General features: G+C 71.9%; 25 protein-coding genes and 1 tRNA gene. 21 read left to right on the top strand and 5 right to left on the bottom strand.

Features of this window, described 5'->3' with window-relative positions:
• Window positions 1-43: 43 nt before the first annotated feature.
• On the top strand, window positions 44-754 hold the full coding sequence (locus OO62_RS10825) for a bifunctional DNA primase/polymerase (RefSeq protein ID WP_033267088.1): 711 nt from the start codon (window positions 44-46) through the stop codon (window positions 752-754).
• A 138-nt stretch (window positions 755-892) separates the two neighbouring features.
• Entirely contained in the window at window positions 893-1,549 is a 657-nt protein-coding gene (locus OO62_RS40170; protein ID WP_051732978.1) for a hypothetical protein, read from the top strand.
• Between the two features lie 246 nt (window positions 1,550-1,795).
• Here OO62_RS40170 and OO62_RS10835 read toward each other — a convergent pair whose 3' ends face one another.
• Both OO62_RS10835 and OO62_RS36930 read right to left on the bottom strand, forming a co-directional pair.
• Window positions 1,796-2,764 (bottom strand): DUF5926 family protein, encoded by a 969-nt coding sequence (locus tag OO62_RS10835; RefSeq protein WP_033267090.1) that lies wholly within the window; start codon window positions 2,762-2,764, stop codon window positions 1,796-1,798.
• Window positions 2,765-2,950: 186 nt separating this feature from the next.
• Window positions 2,951-3,538: an ATP-binding protein gene (locus OO62_RS36930; protein WP_051732979.1), complete on the bottom strand. Its 588-nt coding sequence runs from the start codon at window positions 3,536-3,538 to the stop codon at window positions 2,951-2,953.
• Here OO62_RS36930 and OO62_RS41295 point away from each other — a divergent pair.
• A complete protein-coding gene (locus OO62_RS41295; protein WP_266105151.1) occupies window positions 3,495-3,620 on the top strand; it encodes a hypothetical protein in 126 nt (41 codons plus the stop codon). The two genes, OO62_RS36930 and OO62_RS41295, sit on opposite strands and share 44 nt — an antisense overlap.
• 58 nt (window positions 3,621-3,678) lie before the next feature.
• Here the strand turns inward: OO62_RS41295 and OO62_RS10845 are convergent, their stop codons facing one another.
• Window positions 3,679-4,527, bottom strand: a complete 849-nt coding sequence (locus OO62_RS10845; RefSeq protein WP_051732982.1) for a glycerophosphodiester phosphodiesterase — start codon at window positions 4,525-4,527, stop codon at window positions 3,679-3,681.
• A gap of 484 nt (window positions 4,528-5,011) precedes the next feature.
• On the opposite strand from OO62_RS10845, the gene OO62_RS10850 reads away from it, so the two are divergent.
• The 7 genes from OO62_RS10850 (at window position 5,012) to OO62_RS10880 (ending at window position 11,096) form a co-directional block, all read left to right on the top strand.
• Complete coding sequence (locus tag OO62_RS10850) at window positions 5,012-6,526, top strand: S1C family serine protease (protein ID WP_033267091.1); 1,515 nt, start codon at window positions 5,012-5,014, stop codon at window positions 6,524-6,526.
• A gap of 50 nt (window positions 6,527-6,576) precedes the next feature.
• Window positions 6,577-6,663: transfer RNA gene (locus OO62_RS10855), tRNA-Ser, on the top strand.
• A 586-nt stretch (window positions 6,664-7,249) separates the two neighbouring features.
• Window positions 7,250-7,729, top strand: a complete 480-nt coding sequence (locus OO62_RS10860; RefSeq protein WP_129322988.1) for a hypothetical protein — start codon at window positions 7,250-7,252, stop codon at window positions 7,727-7,729.
• 163 nt (window positions 7,730-7,892) lie between these two features.
• Complete coding sequence (locus OO62_RS10865) at window positions 7,893-8,783, top strand: DUF2268 domain-containing putative Zn-dependent protease (protein ID WP_033267130.1); 891 nt, start codon at window positions 7,893-7,895, stop codon at window positions 8,781-8,783.
• 256 nt (window positions 8,784-9,039) lie between these two features.
• Window positions 9,040-9,525 (top strand): peptidoglycan-binding protein, encoded by a 486-nt coding sequence (locus OO62_RS41515; protein ID WP_077193007.1) that lies wholly within the window; start codon window positions 9,040-9,042, stop codon window positions 9,523-9,525.
• A 223-nt stretch (window positions 9,526-9,748) separates the two neighbouring features.
• The gene (locus tag OO62_RS10875) at window positions 9,749-10,294 is read left to right on the top strand and encodes a GNAT family N-acetyltransferase (protein WP_033267094.1); all 546 of its coding nucleotides are present in this window, start codon (window positions 9,749-9,751) and stop codon (window positions 10,292-10,294) included.
• Between the two features lie 40 nt (window positions 10,295-10,334).
• Window positions 10,335-11,096, top strand: coding sequence for a class I SAM-dependent methyltransferase (locus OO62_RS10880; protein ID WP_033267095.1), 762 nt, complete (start codon window positions 10,335-10,337; stop codon window positions 11,094-11,096).
• A gap of 88 nt (window positions 11,097-11,184) precedes the next feature.
• On the opposite strand, the gene OO62_RS10885 is transcribed toward OO62_RS10880, so the two are convergent.
• Window positions 11,185-12,195: a bifunctional DNA primase/polymerase gene (locus tag OO62_RS10885; protein ID WP_033267096.1), complete on the bottom strand. Its 1,011-nt coding sequence runs from the start codon at window positions 12,193-12,195 to the stop codon at window positions 11,185-11,187.
• A 428-nt stretch (window positions 12,196-12,623) separates the two neighbouring features.
• Between OO62_RS10885 and OO62_RS10890 the strand changes: the two genes are divergently transcribed.
• The 6 genes from OO62_RS10890 to OO62_RS10915 all read left to right on the top strand — a co-directional run bounded on the left by OO62_RS10890 (window position 12,624) and on the right by OO62_RS10915 (window position 18,005).
• Window positions 12,624-12,932: a hypothetical protein gene (locus tag OO62_RS10890; RefSeq protein WP_033267097.1), complete on the top strand. Its 309-nt coding sequence runs from the start codon at window positions 12,624-12,626 to the stop codon at window positions 12,930-12,932.
• A 606-nt stretch (window positions 12,933-13,538) separates the two neighbouring features.
• On the top strand, window positions 13,539-14,414 hold the full coding sequence (locus tag OO62_RS10895) for a bifunctional MaoC family dehydratase N-terminal/OB-fold nucleic acid binding domain-containing protein (protein WP_033267131.1): 876 nt from the start codon (window positions 13,539-13,541) through the stop codon (window positions 14,412-14,414).
• 221 nt (window positions 14,415-14,635) lie between these two features.
• Window positions 14,636-15,028, top strand: coding sequence for a MaoC family dehydratase (locus OO62_RS10900; protein ID WP_033267098.1), 393 nt, complete (start codon window positions 14,636-14,638; stop codon window positions 15,026-15,028).
• Window positions 15,025-16,191, top strand: coding sequence for a lipid-transfer protein (locus tag OO62_RS10905; RefSeq protein WP_033267099.1), 1,167 nt, complete (start codon window positions 15,025-15,027; stop codon window positions 16,189-16,191). The genes OO62_RS10900 and OO62_RS10905 overlap by 4 nt, the downstream gene beginning before the upstream one ends.
• A gap of 262 nt (window positions 16,192-16,453) precedes the next feature.
• A complete protein-coding gene (locus tag OO62_RS10910; protein ID WP_033267100.1) occupies window positions 16,454-16,987 on the top strand; it encodes a SigE family RNA polymerase sigma factor in 534 nt (177 codons plus the stop codon).
• A gap of 133 nt (window positions 16,988-17,120) precedes the next feature.
• Window positions 17,121-18,005 (top strand): TIGR03620 family F420-dependent LLM class oxidoreductase, encoded by an 885-nt coding sequence (locus tag OO62_RS10915; RefSeq protein WP_033267101.1) that lies wholly within the window; start codon window positions 17,121-17,123, stop codon window positions 18,003-18,005.
• Between the two features lie 46 nt (window positions 18,006-18,051).
• Here OO62_RS10915 and OO62_RS10920 read toward each other — a convergent pair whose 3' ends face one another.
• Entirely contained in the window at window positions 18,052-18,945 is an 894-nt protein-coding gene (locus OO62_RS10920) for a patatin-like phospholipase family protein (protein ID WP_063738997.1), read from the bottom strand.
• A 219-nt stretch (window positions 18,946-19,164) separates the two neighbouring features.
• On the opposite strand from OO62_RS10920, the gene OO62_RS10925 reads away from it, so the two are divergent.
• The 5 genes from OO62_RS10925 to OO62_RS10945 all read left to right on the top strand — a co-directional run bounded on the left by OO62_RS10925 (window position 19,165) and on the right by OO62_RS10945 (window position 24,074).
• On the top strand, window positions 19,165-19,701 hold the full coding sequence (locus OO62_RS10925; RefSeq protein WP_033267102.1) for a hypothetical protein: 537 nt from the start codon (window positions 19,165-19,167) through the stop codon (window positions 19,699-19,701).
• 163 nt (window positions 19,702-19,864) lie between these two features.
• Window positions 19,865-20,701, top strand: a complete 837-nt coding sequence (locus OO62_RS10930; RefSeq protein ID WP_033267103.1) for a DUF4097 family beta strand repeat-containing protein — start codon at window positions 19,865-19,867, stop codon at window positions 20,699-20,701.
• Window positions 20,702-20,898: 197 nt separating this feature from the next.
• Window positions 20,899-21,885 carry a daunorubicin resistance protein DrrA family ABC transporter ATP-binding protein gene (locus OO62_RS10935; RefSeq protein WP_033267104.1) on the top strand — a complete coding sequence of 329 codons (987 nt, stop codon included), beginning with the start codon at window positions 20,899-20,901 and terminating at the stop codon, window positions 21,883-21,885.
• On the top strand, window positions 21,882-22,673 hold the full coding sequence (locus OO62_RS10940; RefSeq protein ID WP_033267105.1) for an ABC transporter permease: 792 nt from the start codon (window positions 21,882-21,884) through the stop codon (window positions 22,671-22,673). Before OO62_RS10935 ends, OO62_RS10940 begins: the two co-directional genes overlap by 4 nt.
• Before the next feature lie 174 nt (window positions 22,674-22,847).
• Complete coding sequence (locus OO62_RS10945) at window positions 22,848-24,074, top strand: cytochrome P450 (RefSeq protein WP_033267106.1); 1,227 nt, start codon at window positions 22,848-22,850, stop codon at window positions 24,072-24,074.
• Window positions 24,075-24,192: the final 118 nt, after the last annotated feature.

A 24,192-nucleotide genomic window follows, 5' to 3' on the forward strand; every position in this document is an offset into this window, starting at 1 on the left:
GATGGACGAAGCCCTCGGCGTTTACGGAAAGGAACGAGCGCTCATGCGCGAGATCCTCGGAAGGCGACGCAAGCTCCTGTTCCGGCGCGGCGGAAGGTCGGCGCTGCTCGGTGCGGCGCTCCGCTGCGCCACCGAGTGGCAGTGGCCCGTCCTCCCCGGTGTGGGTCTGCGGACCGCCGGCCGGCAGCCGGCCGGCGCCCGGCTCGGCCTCGGCGAACGGACCGCCCCCCGGTGCAGCTGTCCCGACCCCGACTGTGTGGTGCCCGGCGCGCATCCCTTCGACCCGGGTCTGCTGGCGGCCACCACCGATGCCCGGATGGTCCGTTGGTGGTGGAGCAACCGCCCGGACGCCCCGATCGTGCTGGCCACCGGCGGACGCGCGCCCTGCGCGGTCAGCCTGCCCGCCGTCGCCGGCGCCCGCGCCCTGGCGGCGCTGGACCACTTCGGCGTCCGCCTCGGCCCGGTGGTGGCCACCCCCACCCGCTGGTCCCTGCTCGTATCCCCTTACGGACTGCCGGAGTTGGGCGAGCTGCTGCACTCGCAGGACTGGGTGCCCAGCTCCCTGCGCTTCCACGGCGAGGGCGGCTACCTGGTCCTGCCGCCGTCCCAGATCGGTGCCGGCCGGGTGCGCTGGGAGCGGCCGCCGGCCTCCGGACCGGGTGCGCCCTGGCTGCCGAAGGTGGCCACGATCGTCGACGCCCTGGTCATGGCCAGCACCAGCACTCCGGACGGCGGCAGCAAGCTCGCCTACTGAGTTCACCCGTCCGGGTGTGAGCGGCCCGGTCCACTACGGGAAACGGGTGTCCGGGCGGCCGGGTGCCCCCGTGCCGGCAGATAGGTTCGGCCCACCGTCAAGCCGCCGTCGGCGGCATCTCAATCGCAGGTGGGGCTCGTGCAGCGCGCGCAAAAACTCCGCATGACCGGGCTCGCCACCGTGGCCGCGCTCGCCGTCGCCGTACCGCTGGGCGCCGCGATGGCCGGCCCGGCACGGACGCCGGTGCCGCACACCGCGGCCCCCGGCACCGCGTACGGAGTGCCGGAAGGCGCACGGGGCACGTCCGAAAACCGCCGCTCCACCGGCCGGGCCGGCACCCTGCCAGGAGGCGCCACGGCGGGCAGCCGCCCCGCCGGCGCCGCCCGCGCCCGCCACTTCCCCGGCCCGCCCGCCGGGTCCGGCCTGCCGTCCCCCTCCGGGCGCACCACCCGCTGCGGCCCCGAACTGGGCTCCGCGCGGGGTGTCGAGGCCCAGACCTGCGTGCTCGCCGAGCGGGGGCGGACCTGGGCGCGGACGTACTACCGCAACATCACCGGCACTCCGCTGCGCGCCGTACTGACCCTGCTGCGGCCGAACGGCACGACCGTCCAGGTGAACTGCGAGGTGGCGGCCGCCGACGTACCGGGCGTGTGCGAGACGCCGACCGGGCGGACGGCGCGCGGCGGGCGGGCGGCGTACGGTGCGGTGGCGGAGATCGCCGATGCGGCGGGGGAGCGGCTGCTGCTGCGCTCCGGCAGCAACTCGGCGCCGGGCGCGAGCGGTTCGGACCGCTGAGGCGCGCGGGGCCGGCGCCCCCGGGGGCCGACCGGAAGATCCGGTTCCGGACATGGAAGCGCCCGGTCGCTGGCGACGGGGGATGCACCAGCGACCGGGCTTCTAGAACCGTAACAAGAGATCCGCTGTGAGCAAATTCGATCGTGGATTTCCGGACGCCTGTTTACCGGCAGGTACGAGCATGTGACCGGCGTCACGCAAGCGCCCGGTGAGGCATACGGGCGGCCCGGCGGCCGCCCGTCCTCGTCAGCTGAGGGTGATCTGACGGTTGGTGAGCCCGCCGCGGGCCCGGCGCTCCTCGGTGGTCAGCGGGGTGGTGACGGCCAGGGCCTCGGCCAGCCGCTCGGCGAACGCCGCGGCCGGCTTGGCGACGTCCTCGGCCCCCATCGACGAGGGCAGGTCCCAGACCGGAACGACCAATCCGTGGGCGCGGAACGAGCCCACGAGGCGGGTGTCCTCGCCGAGCGAGGAGGTGCCCGCCGCGTGCAGCCGGGCGAGCGCGTCCAGCAGCTGCTCCTCGGGGTGGGCGGTCACCCAGCGCAGGTGGTTCTTCTCCGGGGCCTCGCACCAGTAGGCGCCCTCCAGGCCGGGGATCCGCGCGGTGGGGACGGCGGCCGCGTTGGCCCGCTCCAGGGACGCCGCGACCTCGCCGGTGGCGTTCTCGGCGTTCTCCACCCAGAACTCGAATCCGGTGTGCACGGTCGGCTCGAAAGGAGCGTCCGTGTCGAGCAGGTCCTGCAGCCGCGGGCCGTCGGCGGCGGGCCGCGCGGCGGCGACCGGATTGCCCGGCTCCGTGGCCAGTGCGCGCTGCAGGGTGTCGGCGAGGTCGCGGCTGAGGTCGCCGGAGGCGGTGTCGTTCTGCAGGCCGAGCATCACCGCGCCGTTCTCGCGGCGCAGCGCGGGCCACGCCATCGGGAGGACGGTCGCGAGCGTCACGGACGGCACGCCCTCGGGCAGCCCGCCCTTGAGCGTCAACTCGGCGGTGGCGGCCGGAACCAGCTCCCGCAGCGCCACCCAGTCGCACTCACCGGGCAGGCCCTCGAAGGGGCGCTGCACCAGCTCGGTGGCGGCGTGCGCCGCGCGCCGCCCGTGACACGCCTTGTACCGGCGGCCCGAACCACACGGGCAGGGCTCGCGAGCGCCGACGACCGGCACCTCACCGTCCTTGATCTGCGGTGCTGCGGACTGGGGCTGGGGGCGGCGCTTCTTGGCCATAACGGCGGTGTCTCCTGGTCGATCCTCGGCGTACGGACGCGTTTCGGCGCGAGCCTAGAGGATCGCGTACGAGGTCGCGCCCGCCTGTGGATACCGCCGTGTCCCGCCCCGTCCCGCCCGCGCGTCGGGTCAACCGGCCCTGGACACGGGGCCGCCCGCGCCGCGGGCCGCTCCGGGGCGAGCGCGCTAGGCCAGATCCTCGAGGTCCGCGAAGGCCGTTCCCAGCGGCCATCTGCCGGGCGCGAGCGAGGCCGGCAGATCCGGCGTCAGTTCCACGCGCGTAGCGAAAGCGCCCTGGAGGGAGAGGACCGCCCAGACCGTGACCTCCCCGGGGACGGTGTCGCGCACGCCCCAGTCCTTGGCGAGCGACCGGATGATCGCCAGCCCGCGGCCGCCGTGGGCGGTGACCGACGGAGTGGCCGGAAGGGGCCGGGTCGGGCCGCCGCCGTCCGTGACCGCGACGGTCAGCCGGCCCTGTGCGTCGATGCGCCAGGACGCCCGGACGGATGCCGGTCCGGCCTCGCACGACGGGTCCTTCGATGCGGCTGGCGCGGAACCGTACGACTCGTTGTCGTATATCGGACGCGCATGCCGACAGGAATTGCTCAACAGCTCCGAAAGGATAAGGACCGCGTCATCGACGACGCTGTCCTGAACTCCACTTGCGAACAGCTCTTCTCGCATGCGTCGCCTGGCCATGCCCACACCCACTGGACCATGAGGTACGGCCATGATCGACGACGTCGGCACCTCTTGTGCCACCACCAACGCCACCCCCGAGACCTCCTTTGCCCCACGCCACGGGATGAATGCCCCAATGGACTGGACCGGAAACCGGCCAAGCGGCACGCAGTGACGCATTGAACACGATCGAATACGAGCCGAATGCGCCGGTGCACACCCTGTGATGGGCTTTAGCCAAGGCCCAGTTGCATTCGCACCTGTTTCGGGCGATTTGTAATAACCGCGTCCACGCCCAATTCCTGGCACAGCTCGACATCGGCGGCGTCATTGACCGTCCAGACGTGGACCTGGTGGCCCGCGCGGTGCGCCTTGGCGACGTAATCGGGGTGCGAGCGGAGGATCCGTATACCGGGGCCCGCGATACCGACACCGGCCGGCAGCCGTCCGTCGCGGTACCGGGGGGAGAGGAACTGCATGAGGTAGACGACCGGGATGCCGGGCGCCGCGGTCCGGATCCGGTGCAGCGAGCGCGCCGAGAAGCTCATGACCCGGACCGGCGAGGTCCGGTCGGCGCTCCTGGCCGGCTCCGTGTGCCCGAACCGGCCGAGCAGTTCGACCAGCCGCTCCTCCACCTGTCCGGCCCAGCGCGTCGGATGCTTGGTCTCGATGGCCAGCTCGACCCGCCGGTCGGCGTCCGCGACCAGCTCCAGCAGCCGCTCCAGCGTCAGTACGGACGTCCGCTCCGGGTCCTCGTGCTGCCGGTCCGGGGCCTCGTCCCCGTAGGCCGCCTCGTCCTTCCAGGAGCCGAAGTCGAGCGTGGCGAGATCGGCGAGCTCCAGAGCGGAGACCGCGCCGCGCCCGTTGGAGGTACGGTTCACCCGCCGGTCGTGGACGCACACCAGATGGCCGTCCGCGGTCAGCCGGACATCGCACTCCAGCGCGTCCGCGCCGTCCTCGATCGCTCTGCGATAAGCGGCCAGGGTGTGTTCCGGGGCCTCCTCGGAGGCGCCTCGGTGGGCCACGACGGAAATGGCGGGACGACCCGGACGGGCGTCCTGGGCGGGGCGTGCATAGGTCACCGCGTTATCGTGCCATCCACCGCCGCCGCGCCGCCGGTGCATACCCCGCACTTGTAAGGCCGGACGCGCCGGACACCGAGCGAGAAATGTGCTGGGCACCTCTCAGGGGATGCACCGGATGCGGAACAAGGGATGCGCCGGAATTGTCCGGGATAAAGGATGAGGGCACAGTCACAGCCTCGGCTTACGGCGCTCTGACGCGTGGTGGGAAAGGCTTGGGACGGAGACTCGCCCGTGTACGGGCCGGCGGCGCGCCGGCCGGCACGCGGGCCGGGTCTCGCAGACCGCCGGCCCGGCCCGGGCCGGCGGATCGGGACTCGCCCGAATCGCCGGGATCCTGAATCCTGGGGTATCGGGGTAGGGGTCGGTGAGGCCCCGCGGCGAGCCGCCGCGGGCCCCACACGACCCGTACCGCCCGCAAGACCCGTACGGGCCACCGGACCCGTACGGACCGTAAGGCCCGCGTGAAGCTGAGGAGAGAGCTGTGAGCACCGAGAACGAGGGAGCCGCCGTCCCGTCGGAGGCCGAGCCGCCGACCGGGCCGAAGCCGGACAGCGCCCCCGCGTCCGCCTCCGGCGCCCAGGCTCCCCACACCCCGCCCGCCCCCGGCATGCCGCCGGCGGCGCCCCCGCCCCCGGACTTCGCCCCGTCGGCCGCCGCGCCCCACGGCGAGCAGGCCGGCGCCATGCCACCGGCCGCCGGGTACCCGCAGCAGCCCGGACACGACGGCACGGGCCCCGTGCCCGGCACCGAGCAGACCGCCCGGATCCCCGCGTACGCCGCGGCCGGCCACGGTTCCACCCCCGGCGGCTGGGGCCAGCCCCCGTACGGCGGTGGCGGCAATCCCTGGGCGGCGCCGAACCCGTCCGCCCCCAAGCGGCGCAACGGCGGGCTGATCGCCGCGGTCCTGGTGGCCGCGCTGGTCGCCGGCGGGGTCGGCGGCGGCATCGGCTTCTGGGCCGCGGGCCGCGACGACAGCGCCTCGACGACGGTCTCCGCGACCGGCGACGCCGGTGCGCTCAACCGCAAGCCCACCTCGGTCTCCGGGATAGCGCAGAAGGCGCTGCCCAGCGTCGTCACCATCGAGGCGCAGGGCGCCACCGGTGAGGGCGGCACGGGCACCGGCTTCATCTACGACAAGCAAGGCCACATCCTCACCAACAACCACGTCGTCGCCAGCGCGGCCGACGGGGGCAAGCTCACCGCGACGTTCTCCAACGGCAAGAAGTACGACGCCGAGGTCGTCGGCCACGCCCAGGGCTACGACGTCGCCGTGATCAAGCTCAAGAACGCCTCCGGCGCCACCCTCAACCCCCTCCCGCTCGGGAAGTCCTCCAACGTCCAGGTCGGCGACGCCACGATCGCGATCGGCGCGCCCTTCGGCCTCTCCGGCACGGTCACCACCGGCATCATCAGCGCCAAGGACCGCCCGGTGGCCTCCAGCGACGGCGGCGGCAGCAGCGCCTCGTACATGAGCGCCCTGCAGACGGACGCGTCGATAAACCCCGGTAACTCCGGCGGCCCGCTGATGGACGCCGGCGGCAACGTCATCGGCATCAACTCCGCCATCCAGTCGGCCGGCAACGGCGGCGGCATGGGCGGCGAGTCCGGCCAGTCCGGCAGCATCGGCCTGGGCTTCGCCATCCCCATCGACCAGGCCAAGCGGGTGGCCCAGGACCTGATCAAGACCGGTAAGCCGGTCTACCCGCAGATCGGCGTCCAGGTCGGCATGCGGGAGTCCGGCGACGGCGCCACCATCGCCCAGACCGGCAACAACGGTTCCGAAGCGGTCACCCCGAACGGCCCGGCCGACAAGGCGGGCCTCAAGCCCGGCGACACCATCACCAAGCTCGACGACACCGTCATCGACAGCGGCCCCACCCTGATCAGCGAGATCTGGCAGCACAAGCCCGGCGACGAGGTCACCCTGACCTACAAGCGCGGCGGCAAGGAGCACACCGCCAAAGTCACCCTGGGCCAGCGCACGGGCGACAAGTGACGCGCTAGTCTGATCCCGCGACACCCGCGCCCGCCGCGCCGGTGCCGCGGGGAGGCTTGCCCGAGCGGCCTAAGGGAACAGTCTTGAAAACTGTCGTGGCGGCAACGTCACCGTGGGTTCAAATCCCACAGCCTCCGCAGGTAGAGCGATGAAATCGGCCCCTGACCAAGTTGGTCAGGGGCCGTACGCATGTCCGCGCGTCGTGATCGTCCGGTGTTCCCCGGGGTTTCCCGATAGATCGGGCACGGCAGGGGGAAGCAGCGCGTAGGCAGCGCCCATGCTCGGGACCTCAGATGCGCTGCGTGCCACCTCCGAGCATCCTGGAGTGGAGAAGCCGCCTGGAGCGCGTTTGAGCCGCAGACGGGGGCTGGGGGCTGTTTGTCCCTCCAGAGCGATCGGCCGCAATGATTCGGCCGGGTCCGGAGCATCTGGACGTAGGCCGGCCGATCGGTGCCGTGCCGACTTTGACGCCTTCCGAGTCGGCGGATCGGACGATGGCGTGAGATGCAGGTGGCCGCCCGAGCAATCATGCGAGGAGTGAGGGAAATGACGCGTACAACGCGCGAGACCGGAGCCCCGGGCAGGGACGTCGAACCTGTGGCACTCCCGAGCGAACTCTTCCAAGAGCTGAGCAAAGCGCGGGCACCGGGCCGGCGCAGACGCCCCCTCGTGCCCCAGGTCCCGCTTGTCCTTGATGGGGAAGTCGTCGAGGACCTTGAGCGCATGAACGCGGAGACCACGGCCCCGTTGTTCATGACCCGTCTGGTTCACGACTCGTCCGTGGCCCTCGGCGCCTTCACCGACCGCGAGGCGATGCTCTCGGAAGCGCGCCGACTGCCGGCCGACAGTCAGTCGGCGACGCGGCCCAGGAGCGAGCACGCCTGCGCGTCCAACCCGGATTCCCTGGAGGACATCGTGCGCTTTTGGGAGGACGCCGGCGAGCAGGGCGACATCAGGAGCGTGGGACCTCGCTTGGGGTACAAGGACTTGAGCGGTCTGCACCGTGGATTTCTCAGCACGCAGAACTGGAACAACATCATCTCCTCGCTCAGCTGGTGTCGGTTCGATGTCTCACTCTTCGAGCTGACCGACTTCAACGCGAGCGAGGGAGAATTCTTCGCTCCAAAAGGCTGCAATACCCCCGACCTGACCCCGTTCGGCTGGAACGACAGGGCATCCTCGATAGCCAACTGGGGAACGTGATCGTGCTGCCGTCCAGCACCTTGGCGTAGAACCGCTCAACCTGGGTGCCGCACGGTGCCAACCTGGCTGGCCGTGCCCGGGGTTCGGGGGTGAGCGGGTTTCTGCTCCGGGGTGGAGGTGTGGCTTGAGCCTCCTGTTGGGGGAGGGCTTACGGTCCTGGGGCATGAAGATTGTTGTGCATGACACGGCGTCCGCCATGATCGATCTCCTGCAGCGTCCGTTGGAGGAACGGCCCGATGCCCTGCGGGAGATGCTCAGTCCGCTGCAGGGCGTGATGGCGGCGGTGATGGGTGAAGTGGATCTGGTGCAGATGCACCGGATGGGGAGTGGTTTCCCGCTCGACCGGGAGGACCCGCGGTACCTGGCCGCGGTGCGTCGGATGCGGGACGCGGGCGTGTGGGAACGGGTCGAGGAGTGTCTCGCCGGCGCGTGGGAGCGGATCAGCGGGGCGGTGCCCGGGATCAAGCATGCCGAGACCGTGCACGTCGTGGTGGTGCTCGGTGACCCCGATGATGAGCACCTGACGGGCCGCAGTGCCGGCTATCTCGGGCTGGGCGGCATTCCGGGCGCGATCCAGCTGGTCATATGGCCCACCGAAACGAGTCTGCAGAAGATCGGCTACGGCGCGGCGCACGAGCTTCACCACAATGTGCGCTACGCGAATGTGACCTGGGACCCGAGGGCCGTCACGGTGGGGGAACAGGTCGTCGCCGAGGGGCTGGCCGAGGTGTTCGTGCGGGAGCTGGCCGGTGAGCAGGCCATGGGGCCGTGGTCGACCGCGCTGAGCGGCGCCGTCCTGGAGAGCGCCTACGAGAGGATCACCGCCGATATCGATGTGGCGGGGATGCAGAACCTGACCGCGTATGTGCTGGGCGATGCCACCGCGGAGCGTATGGGGCAGCGGCCCGTGGGGCTGCCGGACTTCGCCGGTTACGCGGCCGGAGTGCGGATCGTGGACGCGCATCGCGCGGTGTCCGGGCTGACCGCCGCGCAGAGCACTGCCTTGCCGGCGCGCGAAATCCTGGGCAATGCGGGTGTGCCGACGGGCGCGTGATCGCCTCGCGGAGTGGCGCTGTGGCGCCCTCCGCGCCCCTTCTTCGACCGTGGTTTGTTCAATTATTTCGTGGTGCATTATTGAGCGGGGGTGGGTTTATTCGGTTGACGCCGGGTTTTAGTGACCGGTCAACTAATTCGGGGTGCGGTCGGTGTGCGGCGGGTCTAGAATGTGCGCAGCGAATTCCAGAGATGTCATGAATTCAATCATTTGTGAAAACGTGCGAGGGCGGGTAAAGCCTTCTAGCGTGAGTGTCATGAGCACTCAACAGACAACACGCGACAAGATTTATACCGTAGTGGAAGGTGACACGCTCGGCGCTATCGCCGCCCGCTTCCACACCACTGTGAAGCAGCTTCAGATCTGGAACAACATTCCGGACCCGAACATCATCCGGGTGGGCCAGCGGCTCATCGTCGGACGGGCGTCGGCTCCCGTGCCCGGTCCCGAGGAGCCGGACCTGGTGCCGTTCCCCGGTGCGCAGTTCTTCAAGACTCTGCCGCCCCCCGAAAGCCCCATCATCCTGCACATGGGGCTGCGGCTGGATGAAGAGGGCTGCGGCGGTCCCTATGGGTTCAGCGGTCCCGGGCCCAGGTGGAACGAGAAGCACCGGCAGGCATACGCCTGCTTCCAGCGGCAGCTGGGCTTCACCGGAGCCGACGCGGACGGTTGGCCGGGGCGGACGTCCTGGGACCGGCTCCGTGTTCCGGCGCCCTCTCCTGAGGAATGGGGATCCGACTGACCGCATGGAAATCTGCGAGTTCCCCGCCACGCACTGCCAGCGCGTGGCGGGGCTGTCATGCGAGTCATGCGAGGAATATGCGAGGTCATGCGCGGCAAGGGGTGGGGTGGGGTGGGGGATGGGATCCGGGGAGGTCGTCGTGGGGGTTTGCTGGGCGGGGGTATTGTCGGGGGAGAGTGATGTGGTGAGGTAGCGAAAAGGAAAACGTAAGGGAGCGGGAGGAATGGGGAAAGGGATAAGGCGGGGGGATGTTTATGGGCGGGGTAGCGCGGCGGGGGTGGTGATACGGCGGGCCGAGGGGCGGGATGCCGCTCGGTTGACCCGCCTGGTGCGTGGCTCGGGGGCGTACGAGGGGCGGTATGCGGCGATGGTTTCCGGATACCGTGTGGGGCCGGACTATATCGAGGCGCACAGGGTTTTTGTTGCGGTGGAGGAGGATTCTCCGAATGCTGGGAGTGGTGGCACTGAATCCCGTGCGGGGCGGGTGCTCGGGTTTTATTCTTTGATTGCTGAGCCGGCCGAGCTGGATCTGATGTTTGTCGCGGACGAGGCGCAGGGTTACGGCATCGGGCGCCGGCTGGTCGAGCACATGCGGGGCGAGGCGCGGCGTATCGGGGTGGAAAGCGTGCGGGTGGTCTCGCATCCGCCGGCCGAGGGCTTCTATCGCAGCATGGGCGCCCGGCCCAGCGGAACGGTGCGGGCGAATCCCCCGGCCGTGATGTGGGACCGGCCGGAGTTCACCTTCCCGGTGGGAGAGCGGGCGGAGTAACTCGCTGGCAGGGCGGGGCGAGGGCGGTGAGTGTGGCGGTATGACGCGATCTTTTGAGGAACTGGTGGCCGAGGCCGATGCCGTATCGGTCGAGGGGTGGGACTTCTCGTGGCTGGAGGGGCGGGCCACCGAGCAGCGGCCCTCGTGGGGCTATCAGCGGGCGATGAGTGAACGGCTGGCGCGAGTGTCGGCGGCGCTGGACATCCAGACGGGCGGCGGTGAGGTGCTCGCCGGTGCGGCGAAGCTGCCGCCGCTGATGGTCGCCACGGAGTCCTGGCCGCCGAACGTCGCCAAGGCCACGGCGCTGCTGCACCCGCGCGGTGCGGTCGTGGTGGCCGATGCGGACGAGCCGCCGCTGCCGTTCGGTGCGGCGGCCTTCGACCTGGTGACGAGCCGCCACCCGGTGACGGTGTGGTGGGAGGAGATCGCCAGGGTGCTGCGGCCGGGCGGCACGTATATGTCCCAACAGGTGGGCCCGGCGAGTGTGTTCGAGCTGGTGGAGTACTTTCTGGGGCCGCAGCCGGAGCACGTGCGGCGGGCCCGTCACCCGGAGGATGCGCGGCGGGCCGCGGAGGCGGCCGGGCTGAAGGTCGTGGACCTGCGCTTCGAGTCGTTGCGGACCGAGTTCTTCGACATCGGGGCGGTTGTCTACTTCCTGCGGAAGGTGGTGTGGATGGTGCCCGGTTTCACCGTTGAGCAATACCGGGACCGGTTGCGGGAGTTGGACGCGTTGATCCGCGAGCAGGGGTCTTTCGTGGCGCATACGACGCGGTTCCTGATCGAGGCCCGTAAGGGTGCGTGAGGGAGAGAGGGACGCGCGAGGGGGAGGAGGGGCTGTTGGGGGTGGTCGTCCGCGGTCCGTAAGGGGCGGTGACGGGTGGGGGAGTCGGTCAGCGGTGGGCTGCTGAGGCGATCGTGGCGCGGGCCTCCTGTTCCGAGAGGCCGGTGTGGCAAGCGGCCTCCGTGAGGCGCTCGGTGAGTTCCCGGCCGAGCCCGGATTCGTACGCGCGGCAGGCGGCCCAGAAGAGGCGGGCGTTGCGCTGGCCGTCCGGCGAGGTGCGGACGAAGCGTACGAGGGCGGCGGCGGACTGGGGCGGGGCGCCGGGCACCGGATCGCGGTGGGCGGACGGGGGCGGGGCCGTGAGCAGGGTGAGCAGGGCGGTCGGCGCCGGGGCGGGGTGGGAGGCGCAGCCCGGGGCCAGGACGTACCGGCCGTGGGTGGTGAGGGAGCCGGGGCCGACCAGATAGCCACCTGCCCCGCGGACGTCGATGCCGGGTGCGAGCCGGCCGGCCGAATTGGGGACGGGCGGGTCCGGGGGGCCGGTGAGCCAGAGGTGGCAGCCACCGCTCGGGGTGCGGACGATGACCGTCGGCGGGATCGGGAAGCCGTGATCCTCGGCGAGGAAGCGCAGGGCGATGAGGCCGTCGGCGCCGTTCTTGGTGTCGAGGTCGAGGCCGATGAGGTGGTGCGGGGGCCGTCCGCAGGCGATGCCGTAGCCGGTCGCCCAGGGGGCGGTGGCGAACAGCCGGCGGACCGTGAGCGGGTCGGTGCTCGCGTCGTGCACGCCGTGTCCGGGGCGCCCGCAGCCGCCGCGGCAGGGCGGGACCTCGGGGTGGCCGCGGTGCGGGGAACGGATGGCGGGGAGTTTGCCGCGGGTCAGCGGGATGACCGGGTAGCCGTGCTCGGCGGCGCGCAGGGCGTGGGCGAGCGCCGCGGCGTGCGCGTCGGCGTGCGTGGTGCCGTGCGCGGGGGCGGGGGGCTCGCCAGGACGGGCGGCGGGTGGTTCGGCGGCGTCGGCGGGCGGATCGGGACGGCAGGTGGCGGGTGGTTCCGGGGCGGCTGCGGGCGGCCCGGCCGGGCGGGCTGCGGGTGGTTCGGCATGGCGTCGGTGCATGGCCATGGCTCCATTTTCGTACGAATGTTCGACGAAGGGAAGGGGGGCGTGCGGAGGGTGGTCCGTGCGCCGGGTGTGCGGGGCAGTGTGGCGTGAGTCCGTAACCCTTGTGGGCTATGGGCCCCGGCGGGCGATGACCTCGCCGGGGCGCGACGGGTGGGGAGGCGTGGGGTGAGGTGGGGTGACCGGGGTTTACCCGGGCTTCCTCATGCTTGCGGGGGAATCGCCCCTTCGCTACGGGTTCGCCGGGGATCCGGTGGGCAATCCTGAGTTCGCGACGTCGAGAAATGCACCGCGGTGGTCGGCCAACTACCCGATGCACACACGGAGTTCATGCAATCCGGATCAGGGTCGAGCGGGATCGAGCAGGCAGGTCCGGCAGGTCGGATCCAGCACCACAGATCCAGAAGTTGTGTTCCGTAGGAGGAATAGACATGGCAAGCACCCGTACTGCCCGTGCCCTCGCCGTAGCCGCCGCGCTGCCCTTTGCGGTGGCGCTGCTCTCCGGTGTGGCGCAGGCCGATAACGGCGGCTTTGCGAACAATGGCTCCAGCGCTGCGTCGACGAGCCAGGGGGGCGTCCTCATCGGCGGCGACAATCACGGCAACGCGACCAATGGGCAGCAGGTCGCCAACGGCACCGGTGCCTCCAACCAGAACAACACCGCGAGCGTGAACGGCTCCGGCTTCACGGCCATCGACCAGGACAACGCCACCGTCAGCTTCGGGAACAACATCGGCTGACCCGGGGCCCGGCCCGCCGCCATGGGGAGTGGCGGCCGGCCGGTGGGGTGAGGTGACGAGGCCGGTGCCGGGGGCAGTGGGGCTGCTCCGGGGTTCACAGCGCCGGCCTTGACAGCGAGCGGGTTTCTGACGGACAGTCAGAAACCCGCTCGTTCGTGTGTGCGCGCGCGGTCGCGGTTGCCCGCCCGGCAACGCCGCCGCGCACCGCACGCACGGCCCTCAGAAGGGGAGGCCGCCCGCCGTGCACCTCGCCCCCACCGCGTGCCAGGAGCATCCGCACGCTGAACTCGGCTCGTGCGCCCGGTTGTTGTTACTGCCTTACGGGCCGGCGGCCCGGGGGCCCGCGGAACGGCGGACGGTGTCGTGCCGGATCGGCGGTCCGGTCGCGTCGGGCACAGGGAGGGGGCGGTGGAGGTGAGCGCCTCGAACGATCCGGCCCGTCCGAATGAACCGGGCCGTCCGAACGATCCGGCCCGTCCGAAAGAACCGGGCCATCGGAAGGTTCCGGACCGTCCGCGAGTTCCGGACCGTCCGCGAGTTCCGGCCCGTCCGCGAGTTCCGGCCCGTCCCGCCGAAGAAGCCCCGCCGTCCGATCTCACCGCGCGCCTGAAGGCGTACGAGGGCCGGCCCGCCGCCACCGCCGGGGTGGGCAAGGACCCGGTCAACGCGGCGATGATCAGGCACTGGTGCGAGGTGATGGGCGATGCCTGCCCCGCGTACTCCGGGCCCGATGCGATCGCGCCGCCGGCCATGCTCCAGGTCTGGACGATGGGCGGGCTCTCGGGGCACACGGACCGCTCGGCGGCGTACGAGGAGCTGTTCGGGCTGCTCGACGGCGCCGGGTTCACCTCGGTCGTCGCGACCGACTGCGAGCAGGAGTATCTGCGGCCGCTGCGCCCCGGCGAGCGGATCACCTTCGACGCGGTGATCGAGTCGGTCTCGGAGCGCAAGACCACCAAGCTGGGGGCCGGGCACTTCGTCACGACCCGGATGGACGTCCGGGCGGACGGCGAACTCGCGGGCACCCACCGCTTCCGGATCCTCAAGTACGCCCCGGCGCGGACCGAGCCGAAGGCCGCACGTCCGCGGCCGGTGATCAACCGGGACAACGCCGGGTTCTGGGAAGGCGTCCGGCAGCACCGGCTGCTGATCCAGCGGTGCGACGGCTGCGGAACGCCGCGCTTCCCCTGGCTGCCCGGCTGCCACGCGTGCGGCTCTCCCGATTGGACCGCCGTCGAGGCGAGCGGCACCGGGACGGTCCACTCGTACGTGGTGATGCACCACCCGCCCTTCCCGGCCTTCGACCCGCCGTACGCGGTGGGGCTGATCGAGCTGGCGGAGGGGGTGCGGATGGTCAGCAACGTCATCGGCGTGCCGCACGACAAGGTGCGGATCGGGATGGCGGTGCGGCTGGAGTTCCTGCGCGTCGACGCGGAGTTGGAGCTGCCGGTGTTCCGCGCGGTCGAGGACGGTGCGGTGTGAGGGGGCGGGCCCCATGGAGGGAGAGGCAGGCGGGCCTGATGGCCGGCGGACACGCAAGGAGGACCGGGGATGCGAGGGCCGGGGATGACGGGGGCCGGGGATGCAAGGGCCGGGGATGACAGGGCCGGGGATGACAGGGGCCGGGGATGACGGGACCAGGGATAACGGGGCCGGGTGTGGAGGGACCGAACGTCGGGGGCCCGGGTATCGGGGGGCCGGGTGTGAAGGCCGGTGACGAGCTGCCGCCTCTGGAGATCCCCCTCACCCGCACCCTGATCGTCGCCGGCGCCCTCGCCTCCCGCGACTACCAGGACGTGCACCACGACGCCGAGGCGGCCAGGGAGAAGGGCTCCCCGGACATCTTCATGAACATCCTCACCACCAACGGGCTGGTCGGCCGCTACCTCACCGATCACTTCGGGCCGCGCTGCACCCTGCGCACCATCGCCATCCGTCTCGGCGCCCCCAACTACCCGGGGGACACCATGACGTTGCGGGGCACCGTCACCGAGGTGGCCGGCGGCACCGCGACGGTGCGGATCGTGGGGACGAACCGGCTCGGCAACCACGTCACCGGCACCGTCACCCTGAACCTCCCGGAGGGCGCGCCATGAGCCTGCACCGCCGCGACACGCTCTCCGGCCGGGCCGCCCTCGCCGGCATCGGCGCGACCGAGTTCTCCAAGGACTCCGGACGCAGCGAACTCAAGCTCGCCGTCGAGGCCGTGCACCACGCGCTCGACGACGCCGGGCTGACCCCGTCCGACGTCGACGGCCTGGTCACCTTCACCATGGACACCACCCCCGAGATCACCCTCGCGCAGGCCGCGGGAATCGGTGAACTGACCTTCTTCTCCCGGGTCCACTACGGGGGCGGCGCGGCCTGCGCGACCGTCCAGCAGGCGGCCCTCGCCGTCGCCACCGGCCTCGCGGACGTGGTCGTCTGTTACCGCGCCTTCAACGAGCGCTCCGGCCGTCGCTTCGGCTCCGGGGTCCAGCAGCGCGAGCCGTCCGCGGAGGGCGCGGCGCTCGGCTGGGTGCTCCCCTTCGGCCTGCTCACCCCCGCCTCCTGGGTCGCCATGGCCGCTCAGCGCTACCTCCACACCTACGGGCTGACCCCTGACGCCTTCGGGCCCGTCGCGGTCACCGGCCGCCGGCACGCCGCCCGCAACCCGGCCGCGTATTTCCACGGCCGGCCGATCACCCTCGCCGACCACGCGGCCTCCCGGTGGATCGTCGAGCCGCTGCGCCTGCTCGACTGCTGTCAGGAGACCGACGGCGGGCAGGCGCTCGTGGTCACCTCGCCGGAGCGCGCCCGCGACCTGCGCCATCCGCCGGCGCTCGTCGTCGCCGCCGCGCAGGGCGCCGGCCGCGCCCAGGAGCAGATGACCAGCTTCTACCGCGACGAGCTGACCGGCCTTCCCGAGATGAACGTGGTCGCCCGCCAGCTCTGGCGCACCGCCGCCCTCAGGCCGGCGGAGATCGATGTGGCCATCCTCTACGACCACTTCACGCCCTTCGTACTGATGCAGCTGGAGGAGTTCGGCTTCTGCGCCCCCGGTGAGGCCGCCGATTTCGTGGCCGCGGACACCCTCCCGCTCAACACCCATGGCGGCCAGCTCGGCGAGGCGTACCTGCACGGCATGAACGGCATCGCCGAGGCCGTCCGCCAACTGCGCGGCACGTCCGTGAACCAGGTGCCGGGTGCGGCCAGGGTGCTGGTCACGGCCGGTACGGGAGTGCCGACATCGGGGCTGGTGCTGGGGGCGGACGGCTGAGGGGGCTGGTGGGGGAGAGGCGCAGCGGGCGGGTGAGAAGCGCCGCGGTGCGCGGCCGGCCCGTGGCGGTGCCGGTGCGACCGCCGCGGGCGCCGGTGTGGCGGCCCCAGGGGGTGCGCCCGCACTGCCCTGAGGGGTGCTCCTCCCCGCCCCTCCCCCCAAAGGAGGTGGGGCCTGCCCCAGCCGTACAACTTGAGGGGGAGGGCGCTTCGGCACCTTGGGCCGATCCCCGCTACCCACCCACGCTTCTAGCGTGGAGCGCATGACCACGCCAGTGTGCACAGGCGCTTCGACCGCCGCCGTGTTCCCCTCGTTCTCCTCCTATGTACGGGCCCGGGGACCGGTTCTGCTGCGCGCGGCGCGGTCGCTGTCCGCCAACCCCAACGACGCCGAGGACCTCCTCCAGACGGCGCTGACCAAGACCTTCGTGGCCTGGGAACGCATCGAGGACCACCGCGCCCTGGACGGCTACGTCCGCCGCGCGTTGATCAACACCCGCACCTCCCAGTGGCGCAAGCGCAAGGTTGAGGAGTTCGCCGTCGACGAGCTCCCCGAGCCGGACCCGCTGCCCGCACCCGACCCGGCCGAGCTGGCGGGGCTGCGTGACGCGATGTGGCGCGCGGTGCTGCGGCTGCCCGCCCGCCAGCGGGCGATGGTCGTCCTCAGGTACTACGAGGACCTCAGCGAGGCCCAGACCGCCGAGGTCATGGAGGTCTCGATCGGCACGGTCAAGAGCGCCGTCTCACGCGCCCTCGCCAAGCTCCGGGAGGACCCCGAGCTCGCCATGATCGCGTAAGCCGCGGGCAACGGGCCGGGGGCCGCACCCCGCCCGCCGGTCAAGAGCGGCGTCTCGGGCGGATGCGCGGGCCATTCCGGCCACCGGGTCGCGCGCGGGCCCGGCGGCGGACGCCCGACGGTACACAGAGGCCATGGACCTGGGACGCATAGGTATCTGGAGCCGGGCCTTCGCGCACGGCGACCGTGGCCGGGCGAGGGAAGCCGCCGCCGAACTGGAGGAGCTGGGATACGGGACGCTGTGGCTCGGCGGCAGTCCCGGGCTCAACCCCCGTGGTGACCTCGTCACGACGGCCGCGCTGCTGGCGGCGACCGACCGCACGGTCGTGGCTCCGGCATGCGTGTCGATCTGGCACCAGCCGGCGTCCGAACTCGCCGCGACGTACCACGCCCTGCCCGCGGACCACCGCGCGCGCCTGCTCCTCGGCCTCGGCGTGAGCCACCCGCAGTTCGAGCAGCGCTACCAGCGGCCCTATACGGCGCTACGCGGCTATCTCGACGCGCTGGACGGCTCAACTCACCCGCTGCCGAAGGACGTTCGGTTCCTCGGCGCTCACGGGCCGCACATGACCCGGCTCGCCGCCGCGCGCTGTGCCGGCGTCCACCCCCACCTCACGGTCCCCGCCCACACCGCCGCCGCCCGCACGTTGCTCGGCAACGGCCCGCTGCTGGCGCCCTCGGTGTCGGTGGTGCGCGCGGCGAGCCCGTCGGAGGCCAGGACGCGGGCCCGCGCGGCTCTCGCGCCCTATCTGGCGCAGCCGAACTACGCCAACAGCTGGCTGCGGTGCGGCTTCAGCGCGGACGACCTGTCGGCGCGCGGCAGCGACCGCCTCATCGACGCGCTCTTCACCTGGGGCACCCCGGAGCGGGTCGGCGAACGGGCCGCCGCCCGGATCGCCGAACACCTCGCCGCGGGTGCCGACCACGTGGCGGTCCAGGTCGTCACCGACGAACTCCACGCCTTCCCGCTGACCGAGTGGCGCGCTCTGGCCGCGGAGCTGCTTACCAGCCGGGCGTAGCCGGGGAGCCGCTCTCCCGTCGGACGGGGTACCGAACGCCGCGCGGTCAGGGGCGCGTCGGCCGTGCCGTAGCTCCGGGCTGCGTCGCCCAGGGGCGCAACTGCTCGACGACATCGGCGGCTTGGTGAAGGCCCGCGCGGAAGGCCGGTTCGCGGGCAGCCGGGTCATTGAGGTCGGAGCCGAAGACGCGCACCGAGGCCGGGTCCGGGACGAGGGTCACCACGGTGTCCGTTCCCGCGACCGACGGCTCCGTGCCGAGTGGCTCCGCGCCGAGCGGCTCCCGCGGGTGCGCCATCGGGTCGACGACGAGAAGGGCGCGGCATCCACGGGCGAGGTCGGCATTGGTGCCCGACCGCAGCGCACCGTCCATGTACCGGCGGCCCTGGACGGTGACCGGGGGCGCCACCCCGGGGAACGCGCTGCTCGCCGCCACCGCCTGCGTCAGTGGCACACCGCTGGAACGGTCCCAGACCACCGGTTCGCCGGTGGCGGCGTCCACCGCCGTGATCAGGAGCCGACGGTCCGGCCAGGTGTCGGTGCCGATCAGGGCCCGCCGCACGGTGAGCAGCGCCTGTTCCGCCTCGGGATCGGCACTGTCGAGCGCGAGCCGTCCCACCCGGCGCCTGGCCTCAGCGGGTTCCAGGCCGGGGTCGCCGAGGACGGCGAACACCTCGCCCATGAGCCGGGCGTCCGGGCGCGGCCGGGGGCCCGCGACAGGGGCGGGAGCCGCGAACCGTTCGAGGTCCTGGCCACTGCTGAGCGCGGCGGCGACGATCGCGCCGGCCGAGGTGCCCACGGTCAGTTCGGCCTCGCCCAGGTCCACGCCCTCGCGACGCAGCCCGTGGGCCAGCCCGGCCATCCAGGCCGTCCCGAGGAGCCCTCCCGGGCCCAGGACGAGTGCGCGGTCGCGGGCGGGGTCGGGGGTGGGGGCGAGGTACACCGTGCACTGCGGGCAGGTGTGGGTCTTCCTGCGACGGACTCGTGCCCTCCGCTGTGACGCGCGGCCGGGTGGCGCCGCGGTGGTGGCATGCTGAGGTGTCGGAATTTCCCACCATGGTGCCGCCTCTGACCTGCAGGTTCCTCGCCGTGGCGCCATGAGTGCACCACTCGCGCGCCGTTCATGCTTGCGATGGCGCCATGGTGGTGCCATGATGGCGTCATGGACCTCACGCCGTACGTCGACAATCTCCGGCACGAGCTTGCGGTCGCCGCCGATGCTGGCGGGGACGAAGCCCGTGCGCTGGCCGAACGCCTCACCACACCCCTTGAGTCGGCCGCCCGGCTCACCCTGCTCAACGCACTCTCCGCCGCCATGGGCGAGGTCACCCGCGACCTGGCGCCGGGCTCGGTCGATGTACGGCTGCGCGGGCTCGACCCCGAGTTCGTGGTGAGCATGCCGCCGAGCGCGGAGCCGTACGAAACGGTCGAGGAGCTGGGGAGCACGGCCGGTGTGGCGGCGCACCCGGCGCCGGTTCCCGCGGAGGCGGACGAGGGCGGCACCGCGCGGATCAACTTCCGCCTCCCGGCCCACCTCAAGGCCCGGGTCGAGGACGCCGCGGGGCGGGAGGGCCTCTCGGCGAACGCCTGGCTCGTACGGGCCGTGGCCACCGCCCTGGAACGGGGCGAGCGCGTCAGCCGGCCCTCCGCCCCCAACCGCCACCGGGGCCAGCAGGGCTTCACGGGCTGGGTCCGCTAGAACCCGAGACGGGCCTGCCCCCAGGGCCTCCCCGACACGCTCCCACCGCACACCGCACACCGCAGACCGCATCCACCGAACCGACCGCACGCCGCACCCACCGAACCGACCGCACCCGCTGACCAGCGGAAACGCAGACCACAGTCAAGAGGACGGCACAGCCATGCCTGGATACGACACTCCTGAACCCATCTCCGTCACCCTCGAATTCGACGTCGGCTCCGCCCGGATCACCGCGAGCAAGCGCACGGACACCGTCGTCGAGGTGGTGCCGAGCAACACCGCGGAGGACGCCGATGTGCGGGTCGCGCAGCAGACCAAGGTCTCGCTGTCCAACGGCCAGTTGGTGGTCAAGGGTCCCAAGAAGCGTTCGCTGTTCGGCAGGAACGGCTCGATCGACGTGAGCATCGAGCTGCCGGCCGGCTCCGATGTCCAGGTCACCACACCCGTGGCCGACATCGTCTGCGAAGGCCGCCTCGGGAACTGCAGGATCAAGACCTCCGTCGGCGGCATCCAGGTCGAGGAAGCCGCAACGGTGAACGTACGGACCGACCACGGCGGCATCAGCGTGGACCGCATCACCGGGGACGCCGAGGTCGCGGGGATGGGCCGGATCGACATCGGCGAGATCGCAGGCACGGCGGTGGTCAAGAACGGCAACGGCGAGAGCGTGATCGGCGAGGTGCACGGCGACCTGCGGGCCAAATCCGCCAACGGCCTGATCTCCGTCGGCGTCGCCCACGCCGGAGTCGACGCCCGGTCCGCCAACGGCACCCTCCGGGTCGGCGAGGTCGCCCGCGGCCAGGTCGTGCTGGAGGCGGCCGCCGGCGACATCGAGGTCGGCATCCGTCGGTCCACCGCCGCCTGGCTCGACGTGAACACCCGTCTCGGCGGCGTGCGCAACGAACTCGGCGCCGCCGAAGGCCCCGACGCGTCCGACGAAACCGTCGAGGTGCGGGCCCGTACCGCGCTCGGCGACATCGTCATCCGCCGCGCCTGACCTCGCGGAGACACCCACCGCTGACCTCGTGGAGACACCCACCGCGCGGCTGCCGTCGAGGCACCGCGCCCCGCATCGCACAGAGAACGCACCGACCCACAGATGCCGCAGCTCAGCCCCACCAGAACCGCACCGCCCCGCACCGCAAAGGCACCACGTGACATGGCCATCCACACCTTAGGGGGGACCTTTCCGCCATGACCGCAGCATCCACCACCGCCGTCCCACCGGCACGAACGGCCCCGGCGCTCACCGCCGTCGGCCTCCGCAAGTCCTACGGCGACAAGGTCGTCCTCGACGGCATCGACCTGACCATCCCCGAGGGCACGGTCTTCGCACTGCTCGGGCCCAACGGTGCCGGCAAGACCACCACCGTGCAGATCCTCTCCACCCTTCTTCCCGCTGACGCCGGCCAGGCCCGGCTCGCGGGCCACGACCTGGTCCGCGAGGCCGCTGCGGTACGCGCCGCGATCGGCGTCACCGGCCAGTTCGCCGCCGTGGACAACCTCCTCACCGCCGAGGAGAACCTCCTGCTGATGGCGGACCTGCACCACCTGCCCCGCCGCGAGGGTCGCCGCCGCGCCGCCGAGCTGTTGCGTCGCTTCGAGCTGACCGCGGTGGGCCGAAAGCCGGTCGTCACCTTCTCGGGCGGTATGCGCCGCAAGCTCGATCTCGCGATGACCCTGGTCGGCGATCCCCGCATCATCTTCCTCGACGAGCCGACCACCGGACTCGACCCGCGCAGCCGCCGCACGATGTGGGAGATCATCCGCGGCCTGGTCGCCGACGAGGGCGTCACGATCTTCCTGACGACGCAATACCTGGAGGAGGCCGACCAACTCGCCGACCGGATCGCCGTCCTGGACCGGGGCGTGCTGGTCGCCGAGGGCACCGCGGAGGAGCTCAAGCGCCGCATACCCGGCGGCCACATCCGCCTCCGGTTCCGCGACGAGCGCGGGCTCGCCTCGGCCGCCGACCTCTTCGGCACCGCGACCCGCGAGGGCGAGGCGCTCGCCTTGCGCATCCCCAGCGATGGCAGCATCCCCGCCCTGCGGTCCGTCCTCGACGTCCTGGAGTCCGTGGCCCTGGAGGCCGAGGCCCTCACGGTGCACACCCCCGACCTCGACGACGTCTTCCTCACCCTCACCGGCCAGGCCGGCCCGCAGAAGGAGAACGCCCGATGAGCACGCTGTCTTATGCCGCGCGGGACTCGGCGACCATGCTGCGGCGCAACCTGAAGCACGCGCTGCGCTACCCGTCCATGACGTTCTCCGTCGTCGCGATGCCGGTCGTCATCCTGCTGCTGTTCAACTACGTCTACGGCGGAGCCCTGGGCAGCGGTATCGGCGGCTCGTCCAAGGGCGGCGGCGCGTACATCGACTATGTCGCCCCCGGGATCATCCTGATGGCCGCGACCTCCGGGGCGCTGGCCACCGCGGTCGGCGTCTGCGTCGACATGACCGAGGGCATCGTCAACCGGTTCCGTACGATGTCGATCTCCCGGGCCGCCTTTCTGACCGGCCATGTCGTCGGCAGCGTCATACAGACCATGGTCGCCATCGCCCTGGTCATCGGCGTCGCCCTGGCCATGGGCTTCCGCCCCAGCGCCACTCCCGTCGAATGGATCGCCGCCCTCGGCGTCCTCGTCCTGGTCACCCTGGCGCTGACCTGGCTGGCGGCCGGAATCGGCCTGGTGGCCAAGAACCCCGAGTCGGCCAGCAACCTGCCCATGCCGCTGACGTTCCTGCCCTTCCTCGGCAGCGCCATCGTCCCGCCGGAGTCCATGCCCTCGGGACTGCGCTGGTTCGCGGAGTACCAGCCCTTCACCCCGGTCATCGAGACGCTGCGCGGTCTGCTGATGGGCACCGACATCGGCAACAGCGCCTACCTCGCCATCGCCTGGTGCCTCGTCCTCACCCTGGTCGGCTACGCGTGGGCCCGCCGGACCTTCAACCGGATAGGCGCCCGGTAACCCGTACACGGCACGACCGAGTTGACACAACCGAGGCGGCACAACCGAGGCGGCACAGCCGAGTCGGCGCCGCCCGGCCCGCCACGGCCACACCCCGCTACACCCGGCGGGCCCCCGCACGCCCGCACCCACCGGCCCCCGCCTGCCCGCCTTCCCTTCGTACCGGAGGACACCATGACCCACGACCCGTCCCCCCTTCCCGGCTCTCAGGAAGTCCCCACCCTGGACCCGGCCCGCCCCACGGGCTGCCCGTTCGACCCGCCCGGCGGCCTGGCCCGGCTGCGGGAGGAGCGCCCGCTCAGCCGGCTGCGCTACCCCGACGGCCACCTGGGCTGGCTCGCCACCGGCCACGCCGCCGCCCGCGCGATATTGGGCGACTCCCGCTTCAGCGCCCGTTACGAGCTGATGCACTACCCCTTCCCGGGCGGGCCCGAAGGCCCCCTGCCGTCGGCCCCGGTCGGCGACATGACCGGGATGGACGCACCCGAGCACACCCGCTACCGGCGGCTGCTCATGGGCAAGTTCACGGTCCGCAGGATGCGGCAGCTCACCGACCGGGTCGAGGAGATCACCGCCGAGCACCTGGACGCCATGGAACGCCGGGGCACCGACGCGGACCTGGTGCCGGCGTTCGCCCAGCCCATCCCCGCGCTGATGATCTGTGAGCTGCTGGGCGTGCCGTACGCGGACCGCGACACCTTCCACCGGCACACGGTCGCGCTGATGACGATGGACGTGACGCCGGAGGAACAGTACGCGGCCATGACCGGGCTGCAGGAGTACCTGCACGGGCTGGTCCTGGCCAAGCGGGCCGCCCCTACTGACGACCTGCTCGGCGATCTGGCCCGGGACTCCGACCTCACCGACGAGGAACTGAGCGGCCTCGGCAGCTTCCTGCTCGCCGCCGGCCTCGACACCACCGCCAACATGCTCGCCCACGGCACCTTCGCCCTGCTGCGGCACCCCGAACAGGCCGCAGCGCTGCGCGGAGCCCCGGACCTCGCCGACCAGGCCGTCGAGGAGCTGATGCGCTACCTGACCGTCGCCCACACCACGGTGCGGGTGGCGCTGGAGGACGTCACGCTGGACGGCCAGGTGATCAAGGCCGGTGAGTCGGTCACCCTTTCCCTCGAAGCCGCCAACCGCGACCCGGAGAAGTTCGCCGACCCCGACACCCTCGACGTCCACCGCAAGGCCACCGGCCATCTGGGCTTCGGCCACGGCATCCACCAGTGCCTCGGCCAGCAACTGGCCCGCGTCGAAATGAAGGTGGCCCTCCCCGCCCTGCTCACCCGGTTCCCGACCCTGCGCCTGGCCGTCCCGCCGGAGGAGGTACCGCTGCGCACCAACATGAACATCTACGGCGTGCACAGCCTCCCGGTCACCTGGGCCGCGAACTGAATCGCTGAACACAGCCGCCCGCCCCACCGGGGCGGCTGTCGCGTCGGTCCCCCCGTGTCGCCCCCCCGCCTCGGCCCCCGGCCCCCGCCAACCCACCCCCCACCAGGCACCCCCAAAG

Origin of the sequence: Streptomyces lydicus (genome assembly GCF_000717345.1) — a bacterium.
In the GTDB taxonomy this organism is placed as follows: Bacteria; Actinomycetota; Actinomycetes; order Streptomycetales; family Streptomycetaceae; genus Streptomyces; species Streptomyces lydicus.